Origin of the sequence: Escherichia sp. MOD1-EC6098 (assembly GCF_002965865.1) — a bacterium.
GTDB lineage: Bacteria > Pseudomonadota > Gammaproteobacteria > Enterobacterales > Enterobacteriaceae > Escherichia > Escherichia marmotae.
Window position 1 is genome coordinate 12,234 of record NZ_PTSN01000011.1, and the last position, 22,967, is coordinate 35,200.

21 protein-coding genes are annotated in these 22,967 nt (G+C 51.9%); 14 read left to right on the top strand and 7 right to left on the bottom strand.

Annotation, left to right across the window (positions count from 1 at the left end; genetic code table 11):
* Positions 1 to 28: 28 nt before the first annotated feature.
* The gene (locus tag C0K55_RS12595) at positions 29 to 1,660 is read left to right on the top strand and encodes a Na/Pi cotransporter family protein (protein ID WP_001517548.1); all 1,632 of its coding nucleotides are present in this window, start codon (positions 29 to 31) and stop codon (positions 1,658 to 1,660) included.
* A gap of 90 nt (positions 1,661 to 1,750) precedes the next feature.
* Here C0K55_RS12595 and pepE read toward each other — a convergent pair whose 3' ends face one another.
* On the bottom strand, positions 1,751 to 2,440 hold the full coding sequence (gene pepE, locus C0K55_RS12600) for a dipeptidase PepE (RefSeq protein WP_000421749.1): 690 nt from the start codon (positions 2,438 to 2,440) through the stop codon (positions 1,751 to 1,753).
* Between the two features lie 333 nt (positions 2,441 to 2,773).
* Here pepE and C0K55_RS27140 point away from each other — a divergent pair, with 333 nt between their 5' ends.
* A complete protein-coding gene (locus tag C0K55_RS27140) occupies positions 2,774 to 2,989 on the top strand; it encodes a CcdB family protein (RefSeq protein ID WP_372340147.1) in 216 nt (71 codons plus the stop codon).
* Positions 2,990 to 3,077: 88 nt separating this feature from the next.
* Positions 3,078 to 3,950, top strand: a complete 873-nt coding sequence (gene rluF / locus C0K55_RS12615) for a 23S rRNA pseudouridine(2604) synthase RluF (protein ID WP_001517551.1) — start codon at positions 3,078 to 3,080, stop codon at positions 3,948 to 3,950.
* Here rluF and C0K55_RS12620 read toward each other — a convergent pair whose 3' ends face one another.
* Entirely contained in the window at positions 3,951 to 4,223 is a 273-nt protein-coding gene (locus C0K55_RS12620) for a DUF3811 domain-containing protein (protein WP_001207629.1), read from the bottom strand.
* A gap of 304 nt (positions 4,224 to 4,527) precedes the next feature.
* Between C0K55_RS12620 and C0K55_RS12625 the strand changes: the two genes are divergently transcribed.
* Positions 4,528 to 5,316 carry a nucleotidyltransferase domain-containing protein gene (locus C0K55_RS12625; RefSeq protein WP_016262764.1) on the top strand — a complete coding sequence of 263 codons (789 nt, stop codon included), beginning with the start codon at positions 4,528 to 4,530 and terminating at the stop codon, positions 5,314 to 5,316.
* A gap of 37 nt (positions 5,317 to 5,353) precedes the next feature.
* Here the strand turns inward: C0K55_RS12625 and lysC are convergent, their stop codons facing one another.
* Positions 5,354 to 6,703: a lysine-sensitive aspartokinase 3 gene (lysC, locus tag C0K55_RS12630; protein WP_001517553.1), complete on the bottom strand. Its 1,350-nt coding sequence runs from the start codon at positions 6,701 to 6,703 to the stop codon at positions 5,354 to 5,356.
* 294 nt (positions 6,704 to 6,997) lie between these two features.
* Here lysC and pgi point away from each other — a divergent pair, with 294 nt between their 5' ends.
* The 5 genes from pgi (at position 6,998) to C0K55_RS12655 (ending at position 12,982) form a co-directional block, all read left to right on the top strand.
* Complete coding sequence (pgi, locus tag C0K55_RS12635; RefSeq protein WP_105266221.1) at positions 6,998 to 8,647, top strand: glucose-6-phosphate isomerase; 1,650 nt, start codon at positions 6,998 to 7,000, stop codon at positions 8,645 to 8,647.
* 510 nt (positions 8,648 to 9,157) lie between these two features.
* Complete coding sequence (gene yjbE / locus C0K55_RS12640) at positions 9,158 to 9,400, top strand: exopolysaccharide production protein YjbE (RefSeq protein ID WP_000757338.1); 243 nt, start codon at positions 9,158 to 9,160, stop codon at positions 9,398 to 9,400.
* Between the two features lie 113 nt (positions 9,401 to 9,513).
* A complete protein-coding gene (locus C0K55_RS12645; protein WP_001517554.1) occupies positions 9,514 to 10,152 on the top strand; it encodes a YjbF family lipoprotein in 639 nt (212 codons plus the stop codon).
* The gene (locus tag C0K55_RS12650; protein WP_061090594.1) at positions 10,149 to 10,886 is read left to right on the top strand and encodes a capsule biosynthesis GfcC family protein; all 738 of its coding nucleotides are present in this window, start codon (positions 10,149 to 10,151) and stop codon (positions 10,884 to 10,886) included. Before C0K55_RS12645 ends, C0K55_RS12650 begins: the two co-directional genes overlap by 4 nt.
* Positions 10,886 to 12,982 carry a YjbH domain-containing protein gene (locus C0K55_RS12655; protein ID WP_105266222.1) on the top strand — a complete coding sequence of 699 codons (2,097 nt, stop codon included), beginning with the start codon at positions 10,886 to 10,888 and terminating at the stop codon, positions 12,980 to 12,982. The genes C0K55_RS12650 and C0K55_RS12655 overlap by 1 nt, the downstream gene beginning before the upstream one ends.
* 46 nt (positions 12,983 to 13,028) lie before the next feature.
* On the opposite strand, the gene C0K55_RS12660 is transcribed toward C0K55_RS12655, so the two are convergent.
* Entirely contained in the window at positions 13,029 to 13,307 is a 279-nt protein-coding gene (locus C0K55_RS12660; RefSeq protein ID WP_000804022.1) for a hypothetical protein, read from the bottom strand.
* A gap of 256 nt (positions 13,308 to 13,563) precedes the next feature.
* Here C0K55_RS12660 and psiE point away from each other — a divergent pair, with 256 nt between their 5' ends.
* Positions 13,564 to 13,974, top strand: a complete 411-nt coding sequence (gene psiE / locus C0K55_RS12665) for a phosphate-starvation-inducible protein PsiE (protein ID WP_000202902.1) — start codon at positions 13,564 to 13,566, stop codon at positions 13,972 to 13,974.
* A 94-nt stretch (positions 13,975 to 14,068) separates the two neighbouring features.
* Here psiE and malG read toward each other — a convergent pair whose 3' ends face one another.
* The 3 genes from malG to malE form a co-directional block, all read right to left on the bottom strand.
* Positions 14,069 to 14,959 (bottom strand): maltose ABC transporter permease MalG, encoded by an 891-nt coding sequence (gene malG, locus C0K55_RS12670; protein WP_001252091.1) that lies wholly within the window; start codon positions 14,957 to 14,959, stop codon positions 14,069 to 14,071.
* A gap of 14 nt (positions 14,960 to 14,973) precedes the next feature.
* A complete protein-coding gene (malF, locus tag C0K55_RS12675; RefSeq protein ID WP_061090595.1) occupies positions 14,974 to 16,518 on the bottom strand; it encodes a maltose ABC transporter permease MalF in 1,545 nt (514 codons plus the stop codon).
* 517 nt (positions 16,519 to 17,035) lie between these two features.
* Positions 17,036 to 18,226, bottom strand: a complete 1,191-nt coding sequence (gene malE, locus C0K55_RS12680) for a maltose/maltodextrin ABC transporter substrate-binding protein MalE (RefSeq protein WP_000695404.1) — start codon at positions 18,224 to 18,226, stop codon at positions 17,036 to 17,038.
* A gap of 364 nt (positions 18,227 to 18,590) precedes the next feature.
* Between malE and malK the strand changes: the two genes are divergently transcribed.
* The 4 genes from malK to ubiC all read left to right on the top strand — a co-directional run bounded on the left by malK (position 18,591) and on the right by ubiC (position 22,957).
* Positions 18,591 to 19,706 carry a maltose/maltodextrin ABC transporter ATP-binding protein MalK gene (gene malK / locus C0K55_RS12690; RefSeq protein WP_000179158.1) on the top strand — a complete coding sequence of 372 codons (1,116 nt, stop codon included), beginning with the start codon at positions 18,591 to 18,593 and terminating at the stop codon, positions 19,704 to 19,706.
* Between the two features lie 71 nt (positions 19,707 to 19,777).
* Positions 19,778 to 21,118 (top strand): maltoporin LamB, encoded by a 1,341-nt coding sequence (gene lamB, locus C0K55_RS12695; protein ID WP_105266223.1) that lies wholly within the window; start codon positions 19,778 to 19,780, stop codon positions 21,116 to 21,118.
* A 242-nt stretch (positions 21,119 to 21,360) separates the two neighbouring features.
* On the top strand, positions 21,361 to 22,281 hold the full coding sequence (gene malM / locus C0K55_RS12700; RefSeq protein WP_105266224.1) for a maltose operon protein MalM: 921 nt from the start codon (positions 21,361 to 21,363) through the stop codon (positions 22,279 to 22,281).
* Between the two features lie 178 nt (positions 22,282 to 22,459).
* On the top strand, positions 22,460 to 22,957 hold the full coding sequence (gene ubiC, locus C0K55_RS12710) for a chorismate lyase (RefSeq protein WP_000019214.1): 498 nt from the start codon (positions 22,460 to 22,462) through the stop codon (positions 22,955 to 22,957).
* The last annotated feature ends 10 nt before the right edge of the window (positions 22,958 to 22,967 follow it).

The following is a 22,967-nucleotide window of genomic DNA, read 5'->3' on the forward strand; positions in this document are numbered from 1 at the left end:
CATATAACGATAAGGAGAACCTGAACTCGTGTTAACACTGCTTCACCTGCTTTCTGCCGTCGCCCTGTTGGTCTGGGGGACGCATATTGTTCGAACAGGCGTAATGCGTGTCTTTGGCGCACGACTGCGTACTGTCCTTAGCCGGAGCGTCGAAAAAAAGCCGCTCGCCTTCTGTGCGGGGATTGGCGTTACGGCACTGGTGCAGAGCAGTAATGCCACCACCATGCTGGTGACGTCGTTTGTTGCCCAGGATCTGGTTGCTCTCGCGCCTGCGCTGGTGATTGTGCTGGGGGCCGACGTCGGAACGGCGCTGATGGCGCGGGTTCTCACCTTCGATTTATCCTGGTTGTCGCCGCTACTTATTTTTATCGGCGTAATTTTTTTCCTCGGACGCAAGCAGTCGCGCGCCGGGCAACTGGGCCGCGTCGGTATTGGCCTTGGGTTGATTTTGCTGGCACTGGAGTTGATTGTGCAGGCCGTAACGCCGATCACCCAGGCGAACGGTGTTCAGGTGATCTTTGCCTCGCTGACCGGCGATATTCTGCTGGATGCGCTGATTGGCGCGATGTTCGCCATTATCAGCTACTCCAGCCTTGCCGCGGTACTGCTGACTGCGACTCTGACTGCTGCGGGCATTATCTCTTTCCCGGTGGCGCTCTGCCTGGTTATTGGCGCTAACCTTGGTTCCGGCTTGCTGGCGATGCTCAACAATAGCGCCGCTAATGCTGCCGCACGTCGTGTCGCGTTGGGCAGCCTGCTTTTTAAGCTGGTGGGGAGCCTGATTATCCTGCCGTTTGTCCACGTTCTGGCAGAATCAATGGATAAACTGCCTTTGCCGAAAGCGGAACTGGTTATCTATTTCCACGTCTTCTATAACCTTGTGCGCTGTCTGGCGATGCTGCCATTTGTCGACCCGATGGCACGGTTTTGCAAAACCATTATTCGCGATGAACCCGAACTGGATGCCCATCTGAAACCAAAACATCTGGATGTCAGCGCGCTGGATACGCCGACCCTTGCTCTGGCGAATGCCGCCCGTGAAACACTGCGCATCGGTGACGCGATGGAACAGATGATGGAAGGGCTGAATAAAGTGATGCACGGCGAACCGCGTGAAGAGAAGGAGTTGCGCAAGCTGGCGGATGATATCAACGTCCTCTACACCGCGATTAAACTTTATCTGGCGCGGATGCCAAAAGAAGAGTTGGCGGAAGAAGAATCACGTCGCTGGGCGGAGATTATCGAAATGGCGCTCAACCTTGAGCAGGCTTCCGATATTGTCGAGCGCATGGGCAGCGAAATTGCCGACAAATCACTGGCAGCACGGCGGGCGTTTTCGCTTGATGGGTTGAAGGAACTGGATGCGCTCTATGAGCAATTGCTCAGCAATTTAAAACTGGCAATGTCGGTGTTCTTCTCTGGCGATGTCACCAGCGCTCGCCGTTTACGTCGCAGTAAGCATCGCTTTCGCATTCTTAATCGCCGCTATTCCCATGCCCACGTCGATCGCCTGCATCAGCAAAACGTGCAGAGTATTGAAACCAGTTCGCTACATTTAGGTTTATTGGGAGATATGCAGCGTCTGAACTCGCTGTTTTGTTCGGTGGCTTACAGCGTACTGGAACAGCCAGATGAAGATGAGGGACGGGACGAGTATTAATATTGTGAATCCTGTAGGCCTGATAAGACGCGTTAAGCGTCGCATCAGGCACTATGTACAAGATGCCGGCTCATGCATCCGGCAATTCACTTAAAAACGGTGACCCGCTTCCAGCGGCACGGCTTCTTCACCGGCCTTAAACACATAAGTGGTATTCGGGCCGCCAAGCGTAGCGTGACCTTTACTTACGGTGATCCAGTTACCTTCCGGCAGACCAATAATCGTCAGTTCTGGCGCTACCACCAGTAATTCGCGAATACGCTGCTCGCGCGTTTCACCTTTGTGACCTTCCGGCAGCGCGTTGGTGAAGTGCGGGTTGATTTGCAGCGGGAACAGATTCAGCGCATCGAAGCCCTGCGGATCGACAATCGGCATATCGTTGGTCGTGCGAATGGTTGGGCAAGCGAGGTTAGCGCCTGCGCTCCAGCCAATATACAGCGCGCCGCGTTTCACTACGTCAACAATCGGTGCCAGCAGACCGCGCACACGGCATTCTTTCAGTAACTGGAAAGTGTTGCCACCGCCGACAATCACGATCTCCGCATTTTCAATCGCGGCAACAGGATCGGCAACGCTATGAATACCGGTGACAGAAATGCCAAGTGGGGCAAGAACTGCAGCCGTTTTGGCGGTGTAATCATCCCAGGTTTGCGTTACGCCAGCGAAAGGAATAAACACCGCGGAACGGCGACCCTGCAACTGTTCAGCAATCAGCGGCAGCGCATGTTCCAGCCAGGCTTTTCCCGGCAGCGTCGAGTTACTCAATAAAAGCAGTTCCATTACTTCTCCGGTTAGTAAGAAATCACGGAAGGCATGCTACCACTGTGGATTTAACCGCTTACTGACATGGCTCACGATGTCGCGTATTGCTTCTGGAAAGCGTCTCGCAAGTTTGAATGTTCAGGCGTGACAGGTATTCGCAACAGCGGTATTTTCCGACAAATTTTTAAGGAAACTGGAGGAAAAATGCTCGCTAATTACGCTACTTTTAGACAGAGTATGCGCATCATGATGGAGGGAATTATGCGCACAATGTCGAAGGTGAAAAAATCTGTCAATGTTTCGCTGCCCCCCGAGATTCTGGAAGAGGCACGTAAATCCTGTCGCTGATGTATTAAAGAATGCCATTGTTGTCCGGCGGTCAGACTTGCTCAGCTATCTGGCGGTAAACCACCTGTAAAAGTTTGTCCGGTGGTTTCAATTGCTGGCCTGGACCACATGGTGATGACAGGAATACCGCTAAAAGAGTTGGGAGAACGTATAGCTGATCTTAGTCAACAGCGAATCGAACTGCGTGATGCTATCGATTTTCTATTAAACGGCTATTAATGCTGGTACGTAACTTATCGTATTCCGCATAAATCCTGTTTTTCCTCGCTAAGAGGTAAGGTATATTCCGCGTTTCAGAGGAGAATTTATGCTGCCCGACTCATCAGTCCGTTTAAATAAATACATCAGCGAAAGCGGAATTTGCTCACGCCGCGAAGCGGATCGCTATATCGAGCAAGGCAATGTGTTCCTTAATGGCAAGCGTGCCACTATTGGCGATCAGGTAAAGCCCGGTGACGTTGTAAAAGTAAACGGTCAGTTGATCGAGCCGCGGGAAGCCGAAGATTTAGTGCTTATCGCCCTGAATAAGCCCGTGGGCATTGTCAGCACTACGGAAGATGGCGAGCGCGATAACATCGTCGATTTCGTCAATCACAGCAAGCGCGTGTTCCCGATTGGTCGCCTGGATAAAGACTCCCAGGGGCTGATTTTCCTCACTAATCACGGCGATCTGGTCAATAAGATCCTTCGTGCTGGCAACGACCATGAAAAAGAATATCTGGTGACGGTCGATAAACCGATTACCGAGGAGTTTATTCGCAGCATGAGTGCGGGGGTGCCAATCCTCGGGACAGTGACCAAAAAGTGCAAAGTTAAAAAAGAAGCGCCGTTTGTCTTTCGTATTACCCTGGTGCAAGGGTTGAACCGTCAGATCCGTCGTATGTGTGAACATTTTGGCTACGAAGTGAAAAAGCTGGAACGTACGCGCATTATGAACGTCAGCTTAAGCGGCATTCCGCTGGGTGAATGGCGTGATTTAACCGACGATGAGCTTATCGATCTCTTTAAACTCATTGAAAATTCCTCTTCCGAGGCGAAGCCCAAAGCGAAGGCCAAACCGAAAACGGCAGGCATCAAACGCCCGGTGGTGAAGGTGGAGAAAACAGCGGAAAAAGGTGGCCGCCCGGCATCAAACGGCAAGCGTTTCGCCTCGCCGGGGCGGAAGAAAAAAGGTCGTTAATCAGCGTTTGCCACGCGTCGACGTATTTGCCGACCAACTGAATGACGCTTCAGGATCCGGTTTATAAGCCTGCTTTTTCTTCAACTGGCGGGCTTTTTTCGCTTCAGCCTCACGCTCAACCATTAATTTATCGATGTACTCTTTCTTAATGCTGTTGGTTTCGGCGTTGGTCAGCACGCGGCCATGTGCAATACGCGCTCGATCCAGCAGCGTCTTCAGTTCGCGCTGTTCACGCTCAGTCATCTCTTTTTGAGTAATGCGGGGGAGTGCCATGATGGTGCCCTCTGTTAATCGGATAGCTCAGTGTACGGGAATTCATTTGCGAGCAGAACCGATAAGATTCATTTGCGTTCTCTTTTATTTTTATGTTTTTAGCTAATTAGCGATAAATACATATAAAAATTTAACGGAAATAATTCACTGGTAACTGTTCAAATTTAATTAATCTTTTATTATTCAATGTGTTAAATCTTAGGGTCCATTTCTGGCTCGTTTCTCGCAATAACGCTATCGCATTGATAACATTTCTGTTTTCAGTGGTCTGGCGCGGGTGAGTTAATATCAAAGGATGAGTCAAATGCCATTAAATGGAGTCAGTGCTGCGATGCGTGAACGGGTATCGCAGCAGTTAAAGGAAATTGAATGGCGGTATGGCGTGAAAGTGCTGTACGCCTGCGAATCGGGGAGTCGCGGCTGGGGATTTGCCTCGCCAGACAGCGATTACGATGTGCGTTTTTTGTATGTTCACCCGCTGGAATGGTATCTGCGGGTAGAGTCACCACGCGATGTTATCGAACTGCCCATCGACGACGAGCTGGATGTTTCAGGTTGGGAGTGGCGCAAGGCGCTGGGATTATTGAAAGGCGCGAACCCGACGCTGATTGAATGGCTGGATTCGCCGGTGGTCTATCAGCAGGATGAAGAAACGATAACGGCGCTTAAGGCGATGGTGCCGAAGTGGTTTTCTCCGCTACGTGCACGCTGGCATTACTATTCGATGGCGCAGAAAAACTTCCGAGGCTATTTGCAGGGCGACGAAGTTCGGCTGAAAAAATATTTTTACGTGCTGCGCCCGCTGCTGGCCGTGCGCTGGGTCGAAGCGGGTAAAGGCGTACCGCCAATGCGCTTTGCTGAGTTACTGGCGGGAAGTGAGTTGGATGCGGCCTTACGTGCAGAAATAGATGAATTGCTGGAACGTAAACAGCGCGCGGGAGAAGCGGAATATGGACCGCGCCGTCCATTGCTACATGTGTTTATTCGTGCGGAACTGGCGCGCGGGGAAATTCCACCAGTGTTACCGGACAGCAGGGAAGGCGATGTCAGGGAGTTGGATCGTCTGTTGATGACGACAGTGATGGGGAAATAAATACGGCCCGGGGCATATCATCCGGGCCGTACTGTTTTTACTCAAACAAATTACTATGCAGTTTCTGCACCACCTGATCGGCGTCTGCGCCTGGCACCAGGAAGCACAGGTTATGGCTGGAAGCGCCGTAGCAAATCATGCGGATGTTGAACGGTTCCAGTACGCCAAAGACCTCTTTGCCGACGCCGCAGGCTTTTGACAGGTCGTTGCCAATCAGTGCCACCAGCGCCAGGCCTTCTTCCACTTCTACCCGGCACAGTGCCGAAAGCTCCATCAGTAAGGATTGCGTCAGCAACGTATCGCCGGTAGATGTTGATCCGGTAGTGTCGAGAGTTAACGCCACGCTTACTTCTGACGTCGTAATTAAATCTACCGAAATATTATGTCGCGCGAGGATGCCGAAAACCTCCGCGAGAAAGCCGCGGGAATGCAGCATATTCAGGCTATGTAGGGTTAATAGCGTTTGTTTACGGCGCAGGGCCAGTGCGCGAAATAGCGGTGGATTTTCGGTGGTATTACACACCAGCGTACCGCCAGCGCGCGGATCTTTGCTGGAGCCGACAAATACCGGAATATCGCTGCGTACTGCAGGCAACAACGTTGCCGGATGCAGCACTTTCGCGCCAAAGGTCGCCATTTCAGCGGCCTCTTCAAAAGCAATTTCATCTATGCGTTTTGCTGCGGGCACCACGCGCGGATCGGTGGTGTAGATGCCGGGGACGTCAGTCCAGATATCCACACGAGATGCGTGTAAAGCTTCCGCCAGCAAGGCTGCCGTATAATCGCTGCCGCCACGACCAAGTGTTGTGGTACGGCCTTTACTTTCTCTGCCAATAAATCCCTGAGTGATGATTAAACTTTCACTGAGTCGTGGGGCCAACTGCAACGCAGCCAGTTCCGCCAGTGCAGTAACATCCGGCTCCGCACGGCCAAATCGGTCATTGGTACGCATCACTTTACGCACATCAAACCACTGTGCCTGAACATTGCGTTCGCGCAGGATCTCAACAAACAGCAGAGTAGACATCAGCTCGCCGTGGCTGACCAGTTCATCTGTTAACGCCGGAGAGGTTGCCAGTGCCGCTGCTTCGGCCAGAATGGTAATGTTCTCCAGTAGACGTTCAATCTCTTCACGGACGACGTTCGGGTAACGCAGGCGTTCCAGAATAGCGAACTGAATATTGCGAATGGCATCGAGTTTTTCGAAACGCTCAGCCGGTTCCAGACCTTCGGCTAGTGCTACCAGCAGATTGGTGATCCCTGCGGAAGCGGAAAGCACAACTAAACGCACATTCACATCAGAAAGCACAATGTCGGCGCTGCGGTTCATGGCGTCGAAATCAGCCACGCTAGTACCACCAAATTTGGAGACAACAATATCGGGCATAACAACCTCGTGTCAGGGAATGAAAGAAGCGACCATGGCACAAAGGCAAAACAGAAACCGGTGCAGGCGCAGACCGTATTTATAAATAAAAGGTGTAGCGGAGTGTGTCAACGCTGGGATTATGCGGATTATTCATGCAGCGCTGGTGGCCAGAAATTGTGCTTATAACAGCTATACTGTTTTATCCATTTCGGCGGTTGAACGAGCTAAAGACACTAAAACCATCACATTTTTCTGTGACTGGCGCTACAATCTTCCACAGTCACAATTCTCAATATCAGAAGAGTATTGCTAATGAAAAATATCAATCCAACGCAGACCGCTGCCTGGCAGGCACTACAGAAACACTTCGATGAAATGAAAGACGTTACGATCGCTGAGCTTTTTGCTAAAGACGGCGATCGTTTTTCTAAGTTCTCCGCAACCTTCGACGATCAGATGCTGGTGGATTACTCCAAAAACCGCATCACCGAAGAAACGCTGGCGAAATTACAGGATCTGGCGAAAGAGTGCGATCTGGCTGGCGCGATTAAGTCGATGTTCTCTGGCGAGAAGATCAACCGTACCGAAAACCGCGCTGTACTGCACGTGGCGCTGCGTAACCGTAGCAATACGCCGATTCTGGTTGATGGCAAAGACGTGATGCCGGAAGTCAACGCGGTGCTGGAGAAGATGAAAACCTTCTCGGAAGCGATTATTTCTGGTGAGTGGAAAGGTTATACCGGCAAGGCAATCACTGACGTGGTAAACATCGGTATCGGTGGGTCTGACCTTGGTCCGTACATGGTGACTGAAGCGCTGCGCCCGTACAAAAACCACCTGAACATGCACTTCGTTTCTAACGTCGATGGGACTCACATCGCAGAAGTACTGAAAAAAGTGAATCCGGAAACCACCCTGTTCCTGGTGGCGTCTAAAACCTTCACTACTCAGGAAACTATGACCAACGCCCACAGTGCGCGTGACTGGTTCCTGAAAGCGGCTGGCGATGAGAAGCACGTTGCGAAACACTTTGCGGCGCTCTCCACCAACGCGAAAGCTGTTGGCGAGTTTGGTATTGATACCGCTAACATGTTCGAGTTCTGGGATTGGGTCGGCGGTCGTTACTCTCTGTGGTCAGCGATTGGTCTGTCGATTGTTCTCTCCATCGGTTTTGATAACTTCGTTGAACTGCTTTCCGGTGCACACGCCATGGACAAGCATTTCTCCACTACTCCGGCAGAGAAAAACCTGCCTGTACTGCTGGCGCTGATCGGCATCTGGTACAACAATTTCTTTGGCGCGGAAACTGAAGCGATTCTGCCATACGACCAGTATATGCACCGTTTTTCGGCGTACTTCCAGCAGGGCAATATGGAATCCAACGGTAAGTACGTTGACCGTAACGGTAACGTGGTGGATTACCAGACTGGCCCGATTATTTGGGGTGAACCAGGTACGAACGGTCAGCACGCGTTCTACCAGTTGATTCACCAGGGAACCAAAATGGTGCCGTGCGATTTCATCGCCCCGGCTATCACCCATAACCCGCTCTCTGATCACCACCAGAAACTGCTGTCTAACTTCTTCGCTCAGACCGAAGCTCTGGCGTTTGGTAAATCCCGCGAAGTGGTTGAGCAGGAATACCGTGATCAGGGTAAAGATCCGGCGACGCTCGATTATGTTGTGCCGTTCAAAGTGTTCGAAGGCAACCGCCCGACCAACTCCATTCTGCTGCGCGAAATCACCCCGTTCAGTCTGGGTGCCTTGATTGCGCTGTATGAGCACAAAATCTTTACTCAGGGCGTGATCCTGAACATCTTCACCTTTGACCAGTGGGGCGTAGAGCTGGGTAAACAACTGGCGAACCGCATTCTGCCGGAGCTGAAAGATGATAAAGAAATCAGCAGCCACGATAGCTCGACCAATGGTCTGATTAACCGCTATAAAGCGTGGCGCGGTTAATCATCGTGCATTTCTGATGCCGATATGTAGGCCGGATAAGGCGTTCACGCCGCATCCGGCAACCGGTGCCTGATGCGACGCGGTCGCGTCTTATCAGGCCTACAGGTCGATGCCGATATGTACATCGCATTCGGCAATTAATACATAGCTCGATTGACTAAATAGCCTTAAAAACAATGTCGACTATAAGTCGGCATTGTTTTATCAGATAAATCCCCTTGCCGATGATTTAACGAAAATCATACCGTGAGGTTAATCCTAAAATATATTTTTAGTCTGTGTTAATTTCAGAAAATACGCAGGGAATTTATTTTTATATTTATTTTAACTGAATGATTTAACTGACTGTTTTCATATTATAAAAATATATAGTTGATATTCATTCCAATTATCCTAAAACCCCTTCACTAATTCCCCGCGGCGTAATTCGTATGCTTTAGTTGTGTATACTCGATCCCGCCCGAAATGTTTTTGGGTAAATCTCCATTCATTCAATGAAGGGAAATTATTATGAAAAAAGTTCTGTATGGCATTTTTGCCATATCTGCGCTTGCGGTGACTTCTGCGTGGGCTGCACCTGTACAGGTGGGCGAAGCGGCAGGGTCAGCAGCAACGTCGGTTTCAGCGGGTAGTTCCTCTGCGACCAGCGTCAGCACCGTAAGCTCGGCGGTGGGCGTCGCGCTCGCGGCAACCGGTGGCGGTGATGGTTCTAATACCGGGACCACAACAACCACGACCACCAGTACTCAGTAATAAAGTATGTATCCCCAAAATAATTCGAGTCATCGCATCTGTGGCTTGAGGTATGAAGGGATTTACCATAACCACACTCCGGTGTGGTTATTCTGCCCCTCTGGAGAAGAGTCGTGAAGCGACCTGCACTCATTCTTATCTGCCTGTTATTACAGGCCTGTTCAGCCACTACTCAAGAACTGGGCAACTCACTGTGGGACAGCCTGTTCGGTACGCCGGGCGTTCAGCTTACGGACGATGATATTCAAAATATGCCCTACGCCAGCCAGTATATGCAGCTTAATGGCGGTCCACAGTTATTTGTCGTTTTGGCCTTCGCTGAAGACGGACAACAAAAATGGGTTACTCAGGATCAGGCCACCCTCGTTACGCAACATGGTCGTCTGGTGAAAACCCTGCTCGGTGGCGACAACCTGATTGAAGTAAATAATCTTGCTGCCGATCCGCTGACCAAACCCGCACAAATCGTTGATGGCACAACCTGGACTCGCACGATGGGCTGGACCGAGTATCAGCAGGTGCGCTACGCCACAGCTCGTTCAGTCTTTAAATGGGATGGTACTGACACCGTCAAAGTCGGCAGCGATGAAACCCCGGTTCGCGTGCTGGATGAAGAAGTCTCCACCGATCAGGCGTGCTGGCATAACCGTTACTGGATCGACAGCGAAGGACAAATTCGCCAGTCGGAACAGTATCTCGGTGCAGATTATTTCCCGGTGAAAACCACGCTCATCAAGGCAGCAAAACAATGATTAAACAAACAATTGCAGCGTTGCTTTTGAGCGTAGGGATGTCATCGGTCTTGGCGGCGGGAACCGTCAAGGTGTTTAGCAATGGTAGTCGCGAGGCAAAAACGCTGACGGGCGCAGAGTATTTAATCGATCTGGTGGGGCAACCACGACTGGCAAATAGCTGGTGGCCCGGTGCGGTGATTAGCGAAGAGCTGGCAACGGCGGCGGCATTGCGTCAACAGCAGGCGTTGCTGGCACGACTGGCGGCGTTGGCCGCAGATTCCAGCGGTGATGATGCCGCCGCCATTAACACCTTACGCCAGCAAATTCAGGCGTTGAAAGTGACGGGCAGGCAAAAAATCAATCTTGATCCCGATATGGTGCGCGTTGCCGAACGCGGTAACCCGCCGTTGCAGGGCAACTACACGCTGTGGGTCGGATCTCCGCCGTCAACGGTCACGTTGTTTGGGCTTATTAGTCGTCCAGGCAATCAGCCATTTACCCCAGGTCGTGACGTGGCGAGTTACCTCTCCGGTCAGAACCTGCTTAGTGGTGCGGATCGCAGCTACGCATGGGTTATTTATCCAGACGGTCACACGCAAAAAGCGCCGGTGGCTTACTGGAACAAGCGTCACGTAGAGCCGATGCCCGGCAGCATTATTTATGTTGGCCTGGCGGACTCCGTTTGGAGTAAGACGCCAGACGCCCTGAACGCCGACATTCTTCAGATTCTGACGCAGCGGATACCCCAATAATGAAAAAAAGACATCTGCTTAGCGTACTGGCGCTGGGCATTAGCGCGGCCTGCTACGGCGAAACGTATCCTGCGCCTATCGGGCCGTCGCAATCAGATTTCGGCGGCGTCGGTTTGTTGCAAACGCCCACCGCCCGTATGGCGCGGGAAGGGGAGCTTAGTCTCAACTACCGCGATAACGATCAGTACCGTTATTACTCAGCTTCAGTGCAACTCTTCCCGTGGCTGGAAACGACGCTGCGCTATACCGACGTGCGTACCAGACAGTACAGCAGCGTCGAAGCGTTCTCTGGCGACCAAACGTATAAAGATAAAGCCTTCGATCTTAAACTGCGTTTGTGGGAAGAGAGTTACTGGATGCCGCAGGTGGCTGTTGGCGCGCGGGATATCGGCGGTACGGGGCTGTTTGATGCGGAATATCTGGTCGCCAGCAAAGCCTGGGGGCCGTTCGATTTCACGCTCGGCCTGGGGTGGGGATATCTGGGCACCAGCGGTAACGTGAAAAATCCGCTCTGTTCAGCCAGTGACAAATATTGCTATCGCGATAACAGCTATAAACAGGCGGGTTCTATCGACGGCAGCCAGATGTTCCACGGCCCGGCCTCGCTGTTTGGGGGAGTGGAATACCAGACGCCCTGGCAGCCGCTGCGCCTGAAACTGGAGTATGAAGGCAATAATTATCAGCAGGATTTTGCTGGGAAGCTGGAGCAAAAAAGTAAGTTTAACGTCGGGGCGATTTATCGCGTTACCGATTGGGCCGACGTTAACCTTAGCTATGAACGTGGCAACACCTTTATGTTTGGCGTCACGCTGCGCACCAACTTTAACGATCTGCGCCCGTCGTACAACGATAACGCCCGACCGCAATACCAGCCGCAGCCGCAGGATGCCATTTTGCAGCATTCGGTGGTGGCGAATCAGTTAACGCTGTTGAAATACAACGCCGGGCTTGCTGATCCGCAGATCCAGGTGAAAGGCGATACGCTGTATGTTACCGGCGAGCAGGTGAAATATCGCGATTCGCGCGAAGGGATCATTCGTGCCAATCGGATCGTGATGAACGATCTGCCGGATGGGATCCGCATGATCCGTATAACGGAAAATCGGCTTCATATGCCGCAGGTGACCACTGAAACGGATGTCGCCAGCCTGAAAAATCATCTTGCCGGAGAGCCGCTGGGTCATGAAACAACGTTGGCACAAAAACGCGTCGAACCGGTGGTGCCGAAGTCCACTGAACAAGGCTGGTATTTTGACAAATCGCGCTTTGATTTCCATATCGATCCAGTACTGAATCAGTCAGTTGGTGGCCCGGAAAATTTCTATATGTACCAGCTTGGCGTGATGGGGACGGCGGATTTGTGGCTAACGGATCATCTGCTGACTACCGGCAGCCTGTTTGCTAACCTGGCGAATAACTACGACAAGTTTAACTACACTAACCCGCCGCAGGACTCCCATCTGCCGCGTGTGCGTACTCATGTTCGTGAATATGTGCAGAACGATGTTTACGTCAATAACCTGCAAGCCAACTACTTCCAGCATCTGGGCAACGGCTTCTATGGCCAGGTCTACGGCGGCTATCTCGAAACCATGTTTGGCGGTGCGGGGGCAGAAGTGTTGTATCGTCCGCTGGATAGCAACTGGGCGTTTGGGCTGGATGCTAACTATGTGAAACAGCGCGACTGGCGTAGCGCGAAAGATATGATGAAGTTTACCGATTACAGCGTGAAAACCGGACATCTGACCGCGTACTGGACGCCATCTTTCGCCCAGGATGTGTTAGTCAAAGCGAGCGTCGGGCAGTATCTGGCAGGGGATAAAGGCGGTACGCTGGAGATTGCCAAACGTTTTGATAGCGGCGTGGTGGTGGGTGGTTATGCCACGATCACTAACGTTTCGAAAGAGGAGTACGGGGAAGGGGATTTCACCAAAGGCGTGTATGTCTCTGTACCGCTGGATCTCTTCTCGTCCGGCCCGACCCGCAGTCGTGCGGCAATTGGTTGGACACCGCTGACGCGCGACGGTGGTCAGCAACTTGGGCGTAAGTTCCAGTTGTATGATATGACCAGCGATCGTAGCGTAAATTTCCGTTAAGTCATGGGAAAGGTGCCAGCTTTCGCAATCACTGGCACCCTCATTCTTAATGGCCTGTCGAGCCATCAGGAACGCAGTTCACCCCCGGTTTACGATCTGGTGTGTAAAGGCGAAAACATTCTGTCTTCCTGTCCGTCGATATAGGTTGCAGGTCTGGTTGCCTGAGCGACTGAGCCATCATTGGGCTGGAGACATTGCTTTGCGGAAGGTCGGCTTTATCAGCAGTACCGAGCGGACCGGCAAAAGCAGGAAGAACAGAGACTGATAACAACAAAGCAGCAAAATAAGGCTTCATTTTTACCACCTTTATCAGGTTAGGTTTTATTTGTTCCAGAGGAACATTGTCGATTTTTCGCGCTTTGTTGGTGGCTGGGAATCACCTGAATGGGTGATTTTTTGGGGGCGCGTGTCTTGCCGGAGGCACAGTCAGGCGCGGTTTATCCGGCCTACGGGGAGCCGCATCCGGCGCTGGCGGGAGGAGCCATCTAAATCCAGGTTGAACAAAACATACACAAAAAATATAGATCTCCGTCACATTTTTACGTTATACAGGAAGCTCGCCACTGAGTTGGAGGGCTGTTATGACGTCGCTATCTCGTCCCCGCGTGGAGTTTATCTCCACTATTTTGCAGACCGTACTCAATCTTGGCCTGTTGTGCCTGGGCTTGATTCTGGTTGTCTTTCTCGGCAAAGAAACGGTGCATCTGGCTGATGTGCTGTTCGCACCAGAACAAACCAGCAAATATGAGCTGGTGGAAGGGCTGGTGGTTTACTTTCTCTATTTCGAATTTATCGCCCTGATTGTGAAGTATTTTCAGTCCGGATTTCACTTTCCCTTACGTTACTTTGTCTATATCGGGATCACCGCCATTGTGCGCTTGATCATCGTCGATCATAAATCGCCACTGGATGTGTTGATCTACTCTGCAGCGATCCTGTTACTGGTGATCACTCTATGGCTGTGTAATTCGAAACGGCTGAAGCGGGAGTAAAAAAGAGGCGCTCCGAAGAGCGCCGAATAACAGTCACAAGTTAGGATAACGTAAGTTGAGGGTGCAGCGGCATAACATTGGCATAACAACATCTTTAACCTTTCACACCACCCGCCGTCAGGCCGTTGACCAGCCAGCGTTGAGCCAGCAAGAAGACGAGGGTGATCGGTAATGCAGACATCACAGCAGCGGCAGCAAAGTCACCCCACAGGTAGTTTTGTGGGTTGAGGTATTGCTGCATACCCACGGCCAGGGTGTAACTGTTCACATCACGCAGTAACAGCGACGCGACCGGAACTTCAGTAATAGCAGCGATAAATGACAGGATGAACACCACTGCCAGAATCGGTACTGACAGCGGCAGCAGGACGAGGCGGAAGGCCTGCCACGGCGTCGCGCCATCCAGCGCCGCCGCTTCTTCCAGCGAGCCATCGATAGTTTCGAAATAACCTTTGATCGTCCAGACGTGCAGCGCAATCCCCCCCAGGTAAGCAAAGATAACGCCGCCGTGGGTATTCAGGCCGATGAACGGAATGTACTCACCCAGGCGGTCAAATAACGCATACAACGCGACCAGTGAGAGTACCGCCGGGAACATCTGGAAAATCAGCATCCCTTTCAGCAGCGTCGCTTTGCCAGGGAAGCGCATACGGGCAAAGGCGTAGGCGCAGGTAGTGGAGAGCGCCACAATACCAATCGCAGAAATCCCCGCGACTTTCACCGAGTTCCACAGCCACAGCAGTACCGGGAACGGCGGTGGCGTAACGCGACCATCCGCCTGTTCAACGCTAAAACCTAACGCCAGTTTCCAGTGATCCCACGAGATTTGCTCCGGGATCAGGCTGCCGGTCGCGAAGTTCCCCTGGCGCAGCGAGATGGCGACGACCATTAGCAGCGGGAACATAATCGCCGCGATAAAAAGTAGCAGTAGCAGGTGAGTAATAAATAAACGTACTTTTTGCGATTTCGGTTGGACCATTGCCATTTTTGTTATCTCCCTTAATCAAACTTCATTCGCGTGGCTTTCAGGTTCACTATCGCCAACGCACCCACCAGCAGGAAGATCAGCGTGGCAATCGCTGCCGCCAGACCGAAGTCCTGACCACCGCCGCCTTCAAAGGCGATACGGTAGGTGTAGTTAACGAGCAGGTCGGTATAACCGGCTGGTGTGGTGGTGCCAAGACGATCCGGGCCGCCATTGGTCAACAGTTGAATTAGTACGAAGTTGTTAAAGTTAAAGGCGAAGCTGGCGATCATCAGCGGTGTTAGCGGCTTGATCAGCAGCGGCAGCGTGATTTTAAAGAAGTTCTGGAATGGGCCTGCGCCATCCATCGCAGAGGCTTCATACAGATCGTCTGGAATCGCTTTCAGCAAGCCCATGCAGAGGATCATCATGTACGGATAACCCAGCCAGGTGTTGACGATAATCAGCATCGTCCGCGCAGTGGTTGGATCGCTGAACCAGGCGGGCTTCACGCCAAACAGTGCGCTCAACATCATGTTGATTTCACCGAAGCTCTGGTTGAACAACCCTTTGAAAATCAAAATTGAAATAAATGAGGGGACGGCGTAGGGCAGAATCAGCAGTACGCGGTAGATAGCTTTGCCGCGCAACGCTTCCCATTGCACCAGACAAGCCAGCACCATGCCGACTGCCACCGTTAAAAAGACAGTGATCAGTGAGAACATCACGGTCCAGACGAAAATCGCGAGGAACGGTTTCTGAATGCCTTCGTCGGTGAAGACGCGGGTAAAGTTTTTCCAGCCGGTGGTTACGGTATAACCCGGACTTAACTTTTCGTCGCCCCAGTTGCCGTCGGCGGTAATGGACTGGTAAAAGCCTGTCTGGTCATTAGGGCGATACTTTACACCACTCTGGTTATTGGTCAGCGTACCATCATCGCCCAGCGTGTAGAGCGGCTGCGTACCGGAGAACTGGCGCAGGGAGCTCATCATCACTTTGTTGTCATCCGGGAGAATGGCGGTAATGTTGCTCAGTGCCTGACGATTTTGGGTAATCACGCGCAGATTTGCGCGCTCGCCTTCAGGCAGTGTGACGCTTTCTTTCAACTGTAGCTTTTGCTCGCCGCCAAATTTAAAGGCGTCGGAGAGATAATTCTTGCCGGTTTCACCATCGGTAAGCGCCAGTTGCCACTCATCACCTGCCGGATAAAGACCGAAGTTATAGGTTTTTCCCGCTTGCCAGGAACGATCCAACAGAACTTCCTGGGCGCGTTCAAAAGTAAGCTGGTTGGTGCTGCTGTAGTTGGTGAAGGCGATGGCGATGGTGCAGACCAGAGGGAAGAGGACGAATAAGCCCATTCCGGCCATTCCCGGATAGACATAGCGCCAGGCATAGGCTTTACGGTTGGCGAAAATATACAGCCCCGCTGAACTCAAAATCAGCGTGGTAATGGCGAACAGGTATTCCCCTTGTGCGTACATTAAAACTACAAGGTAACCCACCAGCAGGCCAAGCAGACCTAACACTGACCATTTCAGCGCGTCGCTTTGCCACCAATGTTTCTTTTTAATGACATCCATGGGGTTCTTCCTCATTCCAGGACGGATAAATGATTACACCGCATCCGGCAACAACTGCCTGATGCGACGCTGGCGCGTCTTATCAGGCCTACATACGTTTCGTTTTTTCGGTCGGATAAGGCGTTTACGCCGCATCCGACAACAACTGCCTGATGCGACGCTAAGGCGTCTTATCAGGCCTACATAGGTTTCGTTTTTTCGGTCGGATAAGGCGTTTACGCCGCATCCGGCAACAACTGCCTGATGCGACGCTGAGGCGTCTTATCAGGCCTACATAGGTTTCGGCTTCGTAGGTCGGATAAGGCGTTCACGCCGCATCCGGCAATCAATGCCTGATGCGACGCTGAGGCGTCTTATCAGGCCTACATACGCTTCGGCTTTGTAGGTCGGATAAGGCGTTCACGCCGCATCCGGCAATCAATGCCTGATGCGACGCTGGTGCGTCTTATCAGGCCTACATAGGTTTCGTTTTCCAGGCCGGATAAGGCGTTCACGCCGCATCCGGCATTTAACGGCATTACTTGGTGATACGACCCTGTGCATCTTTCAGCGCGGCATCAACAGTCTGGCGACCGCTGGCAGCGTTGATCACTGCGGTACGCACGGCATACCAGAAGGCGGACATCTGCGGGATGTTCGGCATGATTTCGCCGTTTTTGGCGTTATCCATGGTGGCGGCAATGCGTTGATCTTTCGCCAACTGATCCTGGTAAGACTTCAGCGCCACGGCACCCAGCGGTTTATCTTTATTTACCGCTTCCAGACCTTCGTCGGTCAGCAGGTAGTTTTCGAGGAACTCTTTCGCCAGTTCTTTGTTCGGGCTGGCAGCGTTAATGCCTGCACTCAGAACACCAACGAATGGTTTGGAAGGTTGTCCCTTGAAGGTCGGCAGCAGCGTCACGCCGTAGTTCACTTTGCTGGTATCGATGTTGGACCATGCCCACGGACCGTTGATGGTCATCGCAGTTTCACCTTTGTTAAAGGCTGCCTCTGCGATGGAGTAATCAGTATCCGCATTCATGTGTTTGTTTTTAACCAGATCAACCAGGAAGGTCAGACCCGCTTTCGCGCCAGCGTTATCCACACCAACGTCTTTCACGTTGTATTTATCGTTTTCATACTTGAACGCATAACCACCGTCGGCGGCAATCAGTGGCCAGGTGAAGTACGGTTCTTGCAGGTTGAACATCAGCGCGCTCTTACCTTTCGCTTTCAGTTCTTTATCCAGAGCCGGGATTTCTTCCCAGGTTTTCGGTGGGTTCGGCAGCAGGTCTTTGTTATAAATCAGCGATAACGCTTCAACTGCGATCGGATAAGCAATCAGTTTGCCGTTATAACGAACAGCATCCCAGGTGAAAGGATACAGTTTGTCCTGTAACGCTTTGTCTGGGGAGATTTCAGCCAACAGACCAGATTGGGCATAGCCGCCAAAGCGGTCGTGCGCCCAGAAAATAATGTCCGGACCATCGCCAGTTGCCGCAACCTGGGGGAATTTCTCTTCCAACTTATCTGGATGCTCAACGGTAACTTTAATTCCGGTATCTTTCTCGAATTTCTTACCCACTTCTGCGAGGCCGTTGTAGCCTTTATCGCCGTTGATCCAGATAACCAGTTTACCTTCTTCGATTTTGGCGAGAGCCGAGGCGGAAAACATCATCGTCGTTAAAACAGATAATGCGAGGATGCGTGCACCTGTTTTTATTTTCATAATCTCTGGTCCTTGTTGGTGAAGTGCTTGTGAAAACGCCTGAACGGACTCTAGTTTCTTTATACGGCAACCTCTTTCCATCCTCCTTGCCCCTACGCCCCACCCTCGCTTTGTGTGATCTGCGTCGCAGAAATAGCAGTATTGCGGGGAGGCGCACACAAAATTGCCATGTTTTTTGCAAGCAATATCACGAATTTCCTTACTTCTCCTCGGATTAGTATGCAGACACCATCTTCTCATCCTCCCGCCTCCTCCCCCATAAAAAAGCCAGGGGGTGGAGGATTTAAGCCATCTTCCGATGACGCATAGTCACTGCATCATGAATGTTGCTGTCGATGACAGGTTGTAACGAAGGGAGAAGGGCATGGCGAGCGTACAGCTACAAAATGTAACGAAGGCCTGGGGGGATGTGGTGGTATCGAAAGATATCAATCTCGACATCCACGAAGGTGAGTTCGTGGTGTTTGTCGGACCATCTGGCTGCGGTAAATCCACTTTACTGCGCATGATTGCCGGTCTTGAGACGATCACCAGCGGCGACCTGTTCATCGATGAAAAACGAATGAACGACACCCCGCCAGCAGAACGCGGCGTCGGCATGGTGTTCCAGTCCTATGCGCTCTATCCCCATCTGTCTGTGGCAGAAAATATGTCGTTTGGCCTGAAATTAGCAGGCGCAAAGAAAGAGGTCATCAACCAGCGTGTTAACCAGGTAGCGGAAGTGCTGCAACTGGCGCACTTGCTGGATCGCAAACCGAAGGCGCTCTCCGGTGGCCAGCGTCAACGTGTGGCGATTGGTCGTACGTTGGTGGCCGAGCCAAGCGTGTTTTTACTCGATGAACCACTTTCCAACCTCGATGCAGCGCTGCGCGTACAGATGCGTATCGAAATTTCCCGTCTGCATAAACGGTTGGGTCGCACAATGATTTACGTCACTCACGATCAGGTCGAAGCGATGACGCTGGCCGACAAAATCGTGGTGCTGGATGCCGGTCGCGTGGCGCAAGTCGGGAAGCCTCTTGAACTGTATCACTATCCGGCAGACCGCTTTGTCGCCGGTTTTATTGGTTCACCGAAGATGAACTTCCTGCCGGTGAAAGTAACCGCTACCGCAATCGATCAGGTCCAGGTTGAGCTGCCGATGCCAAACCTCCAGCAAGTCTGGCTTCCGGTTGAAAGCCGCGATGTTCAGGTCGGTGCCAACATGTCGCTGGGCATTCGCCCGGAACATTTACTGCCAAGCGATATCGCTGACGTCATCCTTGAGGGTGAGGTTCAGGTGGTCGAACAGCTTGGCAACGAAACGCAAATTCATATCCAGATCCCTTCTATTCGTCAAAACCTGGTGTACCGCCAGTCTGACGTGGTGTTGGTAGAAGAAGGTGCCACATTCGCTATCGGCCTGCCGCCAGAGCGTTGCCATCTGTTCCGTGAGGATGGCACTGCATGTCGTCGACTGCATCAGGAACCGGGCGTTTAAGCATCCTACAAAAGACACAGAGCCTGTGACAGGTGATGTGAAAAAAGAAAAGCAATGACTCAGGAGATAGAATGATGATTACTCTGCGCAAACTTCCTCTGGCGGTTGCCGTCGCAGCGGGCGTAATGTCTGCTCAGGCAATGGCTGTGGATTTCCACGGTTACGCTCGTTCCGGTATCGGCTGGACAGGGAGCGGCGGTGAACAACAGTGTTTCCAGACCACTGGCGCTCAAAGTAAATACCGTCTTGGCAACGAATGTGAAACTTATGCTGAATTAAAATTGGGTCAGGAAGTGTGGAAAGAGGGCGATAAGAGCTTCTATTTCGACACTAACGTGGCCTATTCCGTAGCACAACAGAATGACTGGGAGGCCACCGATCCGGCTTTCCGTGAAGCGAATGTGCAGGGGAAAAACCTGATTGAATGGCTGCCAGGTGCCACCATTTGGGCTGGTAAGCGTTTCTATCAGCGTCATGACGTTCATATGATCGACTTCTACTACTGGGATATTTCTGGTCCTGGTGCCGGTCTGGAAAACATCGACGTTGGTTTCGGTAAACTTTCCCTGGCAGCAACGCGTTCTTCTGAAGCGGGCGGTTCTTCCTCTTTCGCCAGCAACAATATTTATGACTATACCAACGAAACTGCGAACGACGTCTTTGACGTGCGTTTAGCGCAGATGGAAATTAACCCGGGCGGAACCTTAGAGCTGGGGGTCGACTACGGTCGTGCCAACCTGCGTGATAACTATCGTCTGGTTGATGGCGCATCGAAAGATGGCTGGATGTTCACTGCCGAGCATACCCAGAGCATCCTGAAAGGCTTTAACAAGTTTGTTGTTCAGTACGCAACAGACTCTATGACCTCACAGGGCAAAGGGCTGTCGCAAGGGGCTGGCGTCGCATTTGATAACGAACACTTTGCTTACAACATCAACAACAACGGTCACCTGCTGCGTATCCTGGATCACGGTGCGATTTCTATGGGTGACAATTGGGACATGATGTACGTGGGTATGTATCAGGACATCAACTGGGATAACGACAACGGCACCAAATGGTGGACCGTCGGTATTCGTCCGATGTACAAGTGGACGCCTATCATGAGTACCTTGATGGAGATCGGCTACGACAACGTCGAATCCCAGCGCACTGGCGACAAGAATAACCAGTACAAAATCACCCTCGCACAACAATGGCAGGCTGGCGACAGCATCTGGTCACGCCCGGCTATTCGTGTCTTCGCAACCTACGCCAAGTGGGATGAGAAATGGGGTTATGACTACAACGGTAGTTCCTCTTCTAACCCGAACTACGGCAAAGCTGTTCCGGCGAACTTCGAAGGCGGTAGTTTCGGTCGTGGCGATAGCGATGAGTGGACCTTCGGTGCCCAGATGGAAATCTGGTGGTAATAGCAAAACCTGGGCCGGATAAGGCGTTTACGCCGCATCCGGCAACCAACGCCTGATGCGACGCTGTCGCGTCTTATCAGGCCTACAACCGCTGTCGAATGTAGGCCGGATAAGGTGCTTGCACCGCATCCGGCATAAAAACAGGTTGTCATTATCTATAAAGGGCGTAAGCCCCTCTGTTTATCGGGTTTAGCGCGCTATTGCCTGGCCACCGCTGAACTCCAGATTTTGAGGTGAAAACAATGAAAATGAATAAAAGTCTCATCGCCCTCTGTTTATCAGCAGGGGGGCTGGCGAGTGCGCCTGGAATCAGCCTGGCCAACGTCAACTACGTACCGCAAAACACCAGCGACGCGCCAGCCATTCCATCTGCCGCGCTGCAACAATTAACCTGGACACCGGTCGACCAATCTAAGACTCAGACGACCCAACTGGCGACCGGCGGCCAACAACTGAACATCCCTGGTATCAGTGGCCCGGTTGCCGCATACAGCGTTCCGGCCAATATTGGCGAGCTTACTCTGACGCTGACCAGTGAAGTGAACAAACAAACCAGCGTATTTGCGCCGAATGTGCTGATTCTTGATCAAAACATGACGCCATCGGCCTTCTTCCCCAGCAGTTATTTCACCTATCAGGAACCCGGCGTCATGAGTGCCGATCGCCTGGAAGGGGTTATGCGCCTGACGCCAGCACTGGGGCAGCAAAAACTTTATGTTCTGGTCTTTACCACTGAAAAAGATCTCCAGCAGACGACCCAACTGCTCGACCCGGCAAAAGCCTATGCCAAAGGCGTTGGTAACTCGGTGCCGGATATTCCAGATCCGGTTGCCCGTCATACCACTGATGGCTTGCTGAAGCTGAAAGTGAAGACCAACTCCAGCTCCAGCGTGTTGGTAGGGCCGCTGTTTGGTTCTTCCGCTCCTGCTCCGGTTACGGTAGGCAACACGGCAGCGCCAGCCGTAGCTGCGCCTGCTCCAGTGTCAGCGAAGAAAAGCGAACCTATGCTCAACGACACGGAAAGTTATTTTAATACCGCGATCAAAAACGCTGTCGCGAAAGGTGATGTTGATAAGGCGTTAAAACTGCTTGATGAAGCTGAACGTCTGGGATCGACATCTGCCCGTTCCACCTTTATCAGCAGTGTAAAAGGCAAGGGGTAATTACGCCCCACAGTGCTGATTTTGCAACAACTGGTGCGTCTTCTGATGCACCTTTTTTTCTCTCCCTTGGTGATTGTTGCGTTATTGTTGCGTATTAGATCACTTAATATGCTTTACATCTCCCGTTAACGCTTTTCTGCGATACAATGCCTTTACGTTATGTAACGGAGAGTTCGGCATGTCACACCCCGCGTTAACGCAACTGCGTGCGCTGCGCTATTTTGCAGAGATCCCTGCGCTGGAACCGCAACTGCTCGACTGGTTGTTGCTGGAAGATTCCATGACCAAACGTTTTGAACAGCAGGGAAAAACGGTGAGTGTGACGATGATCCGCGAAGGGTTTGTCGAGCAGAATGAAATCCCCGAAGAATTGCCGCTGCTGCCGAAAGAGTCTCGTTACTGGTTACGTGAAATTTTGTTATGTGCTGATGGTGAACCCTGGCTTGCCGGGCGTACCGTCGTTCCTGTGTCAACGTTAAGTGGCCCTGAGCTGGCGTTACAAAAATTGGGTAAAACGCCGTTAGGGCGCTATCTGTTCACATCATCGACATTAACCCGGGACTTTATTGAGATAGGCCGTGATGCCGGACTGTGGGGACGACGTTCCCGCCTGCGATTAAGCGGTAAGCCGCTGCTGCTGACCGAACTATTTTTACCGGCATCACCGTTGTACTAAGAGGAAAAAA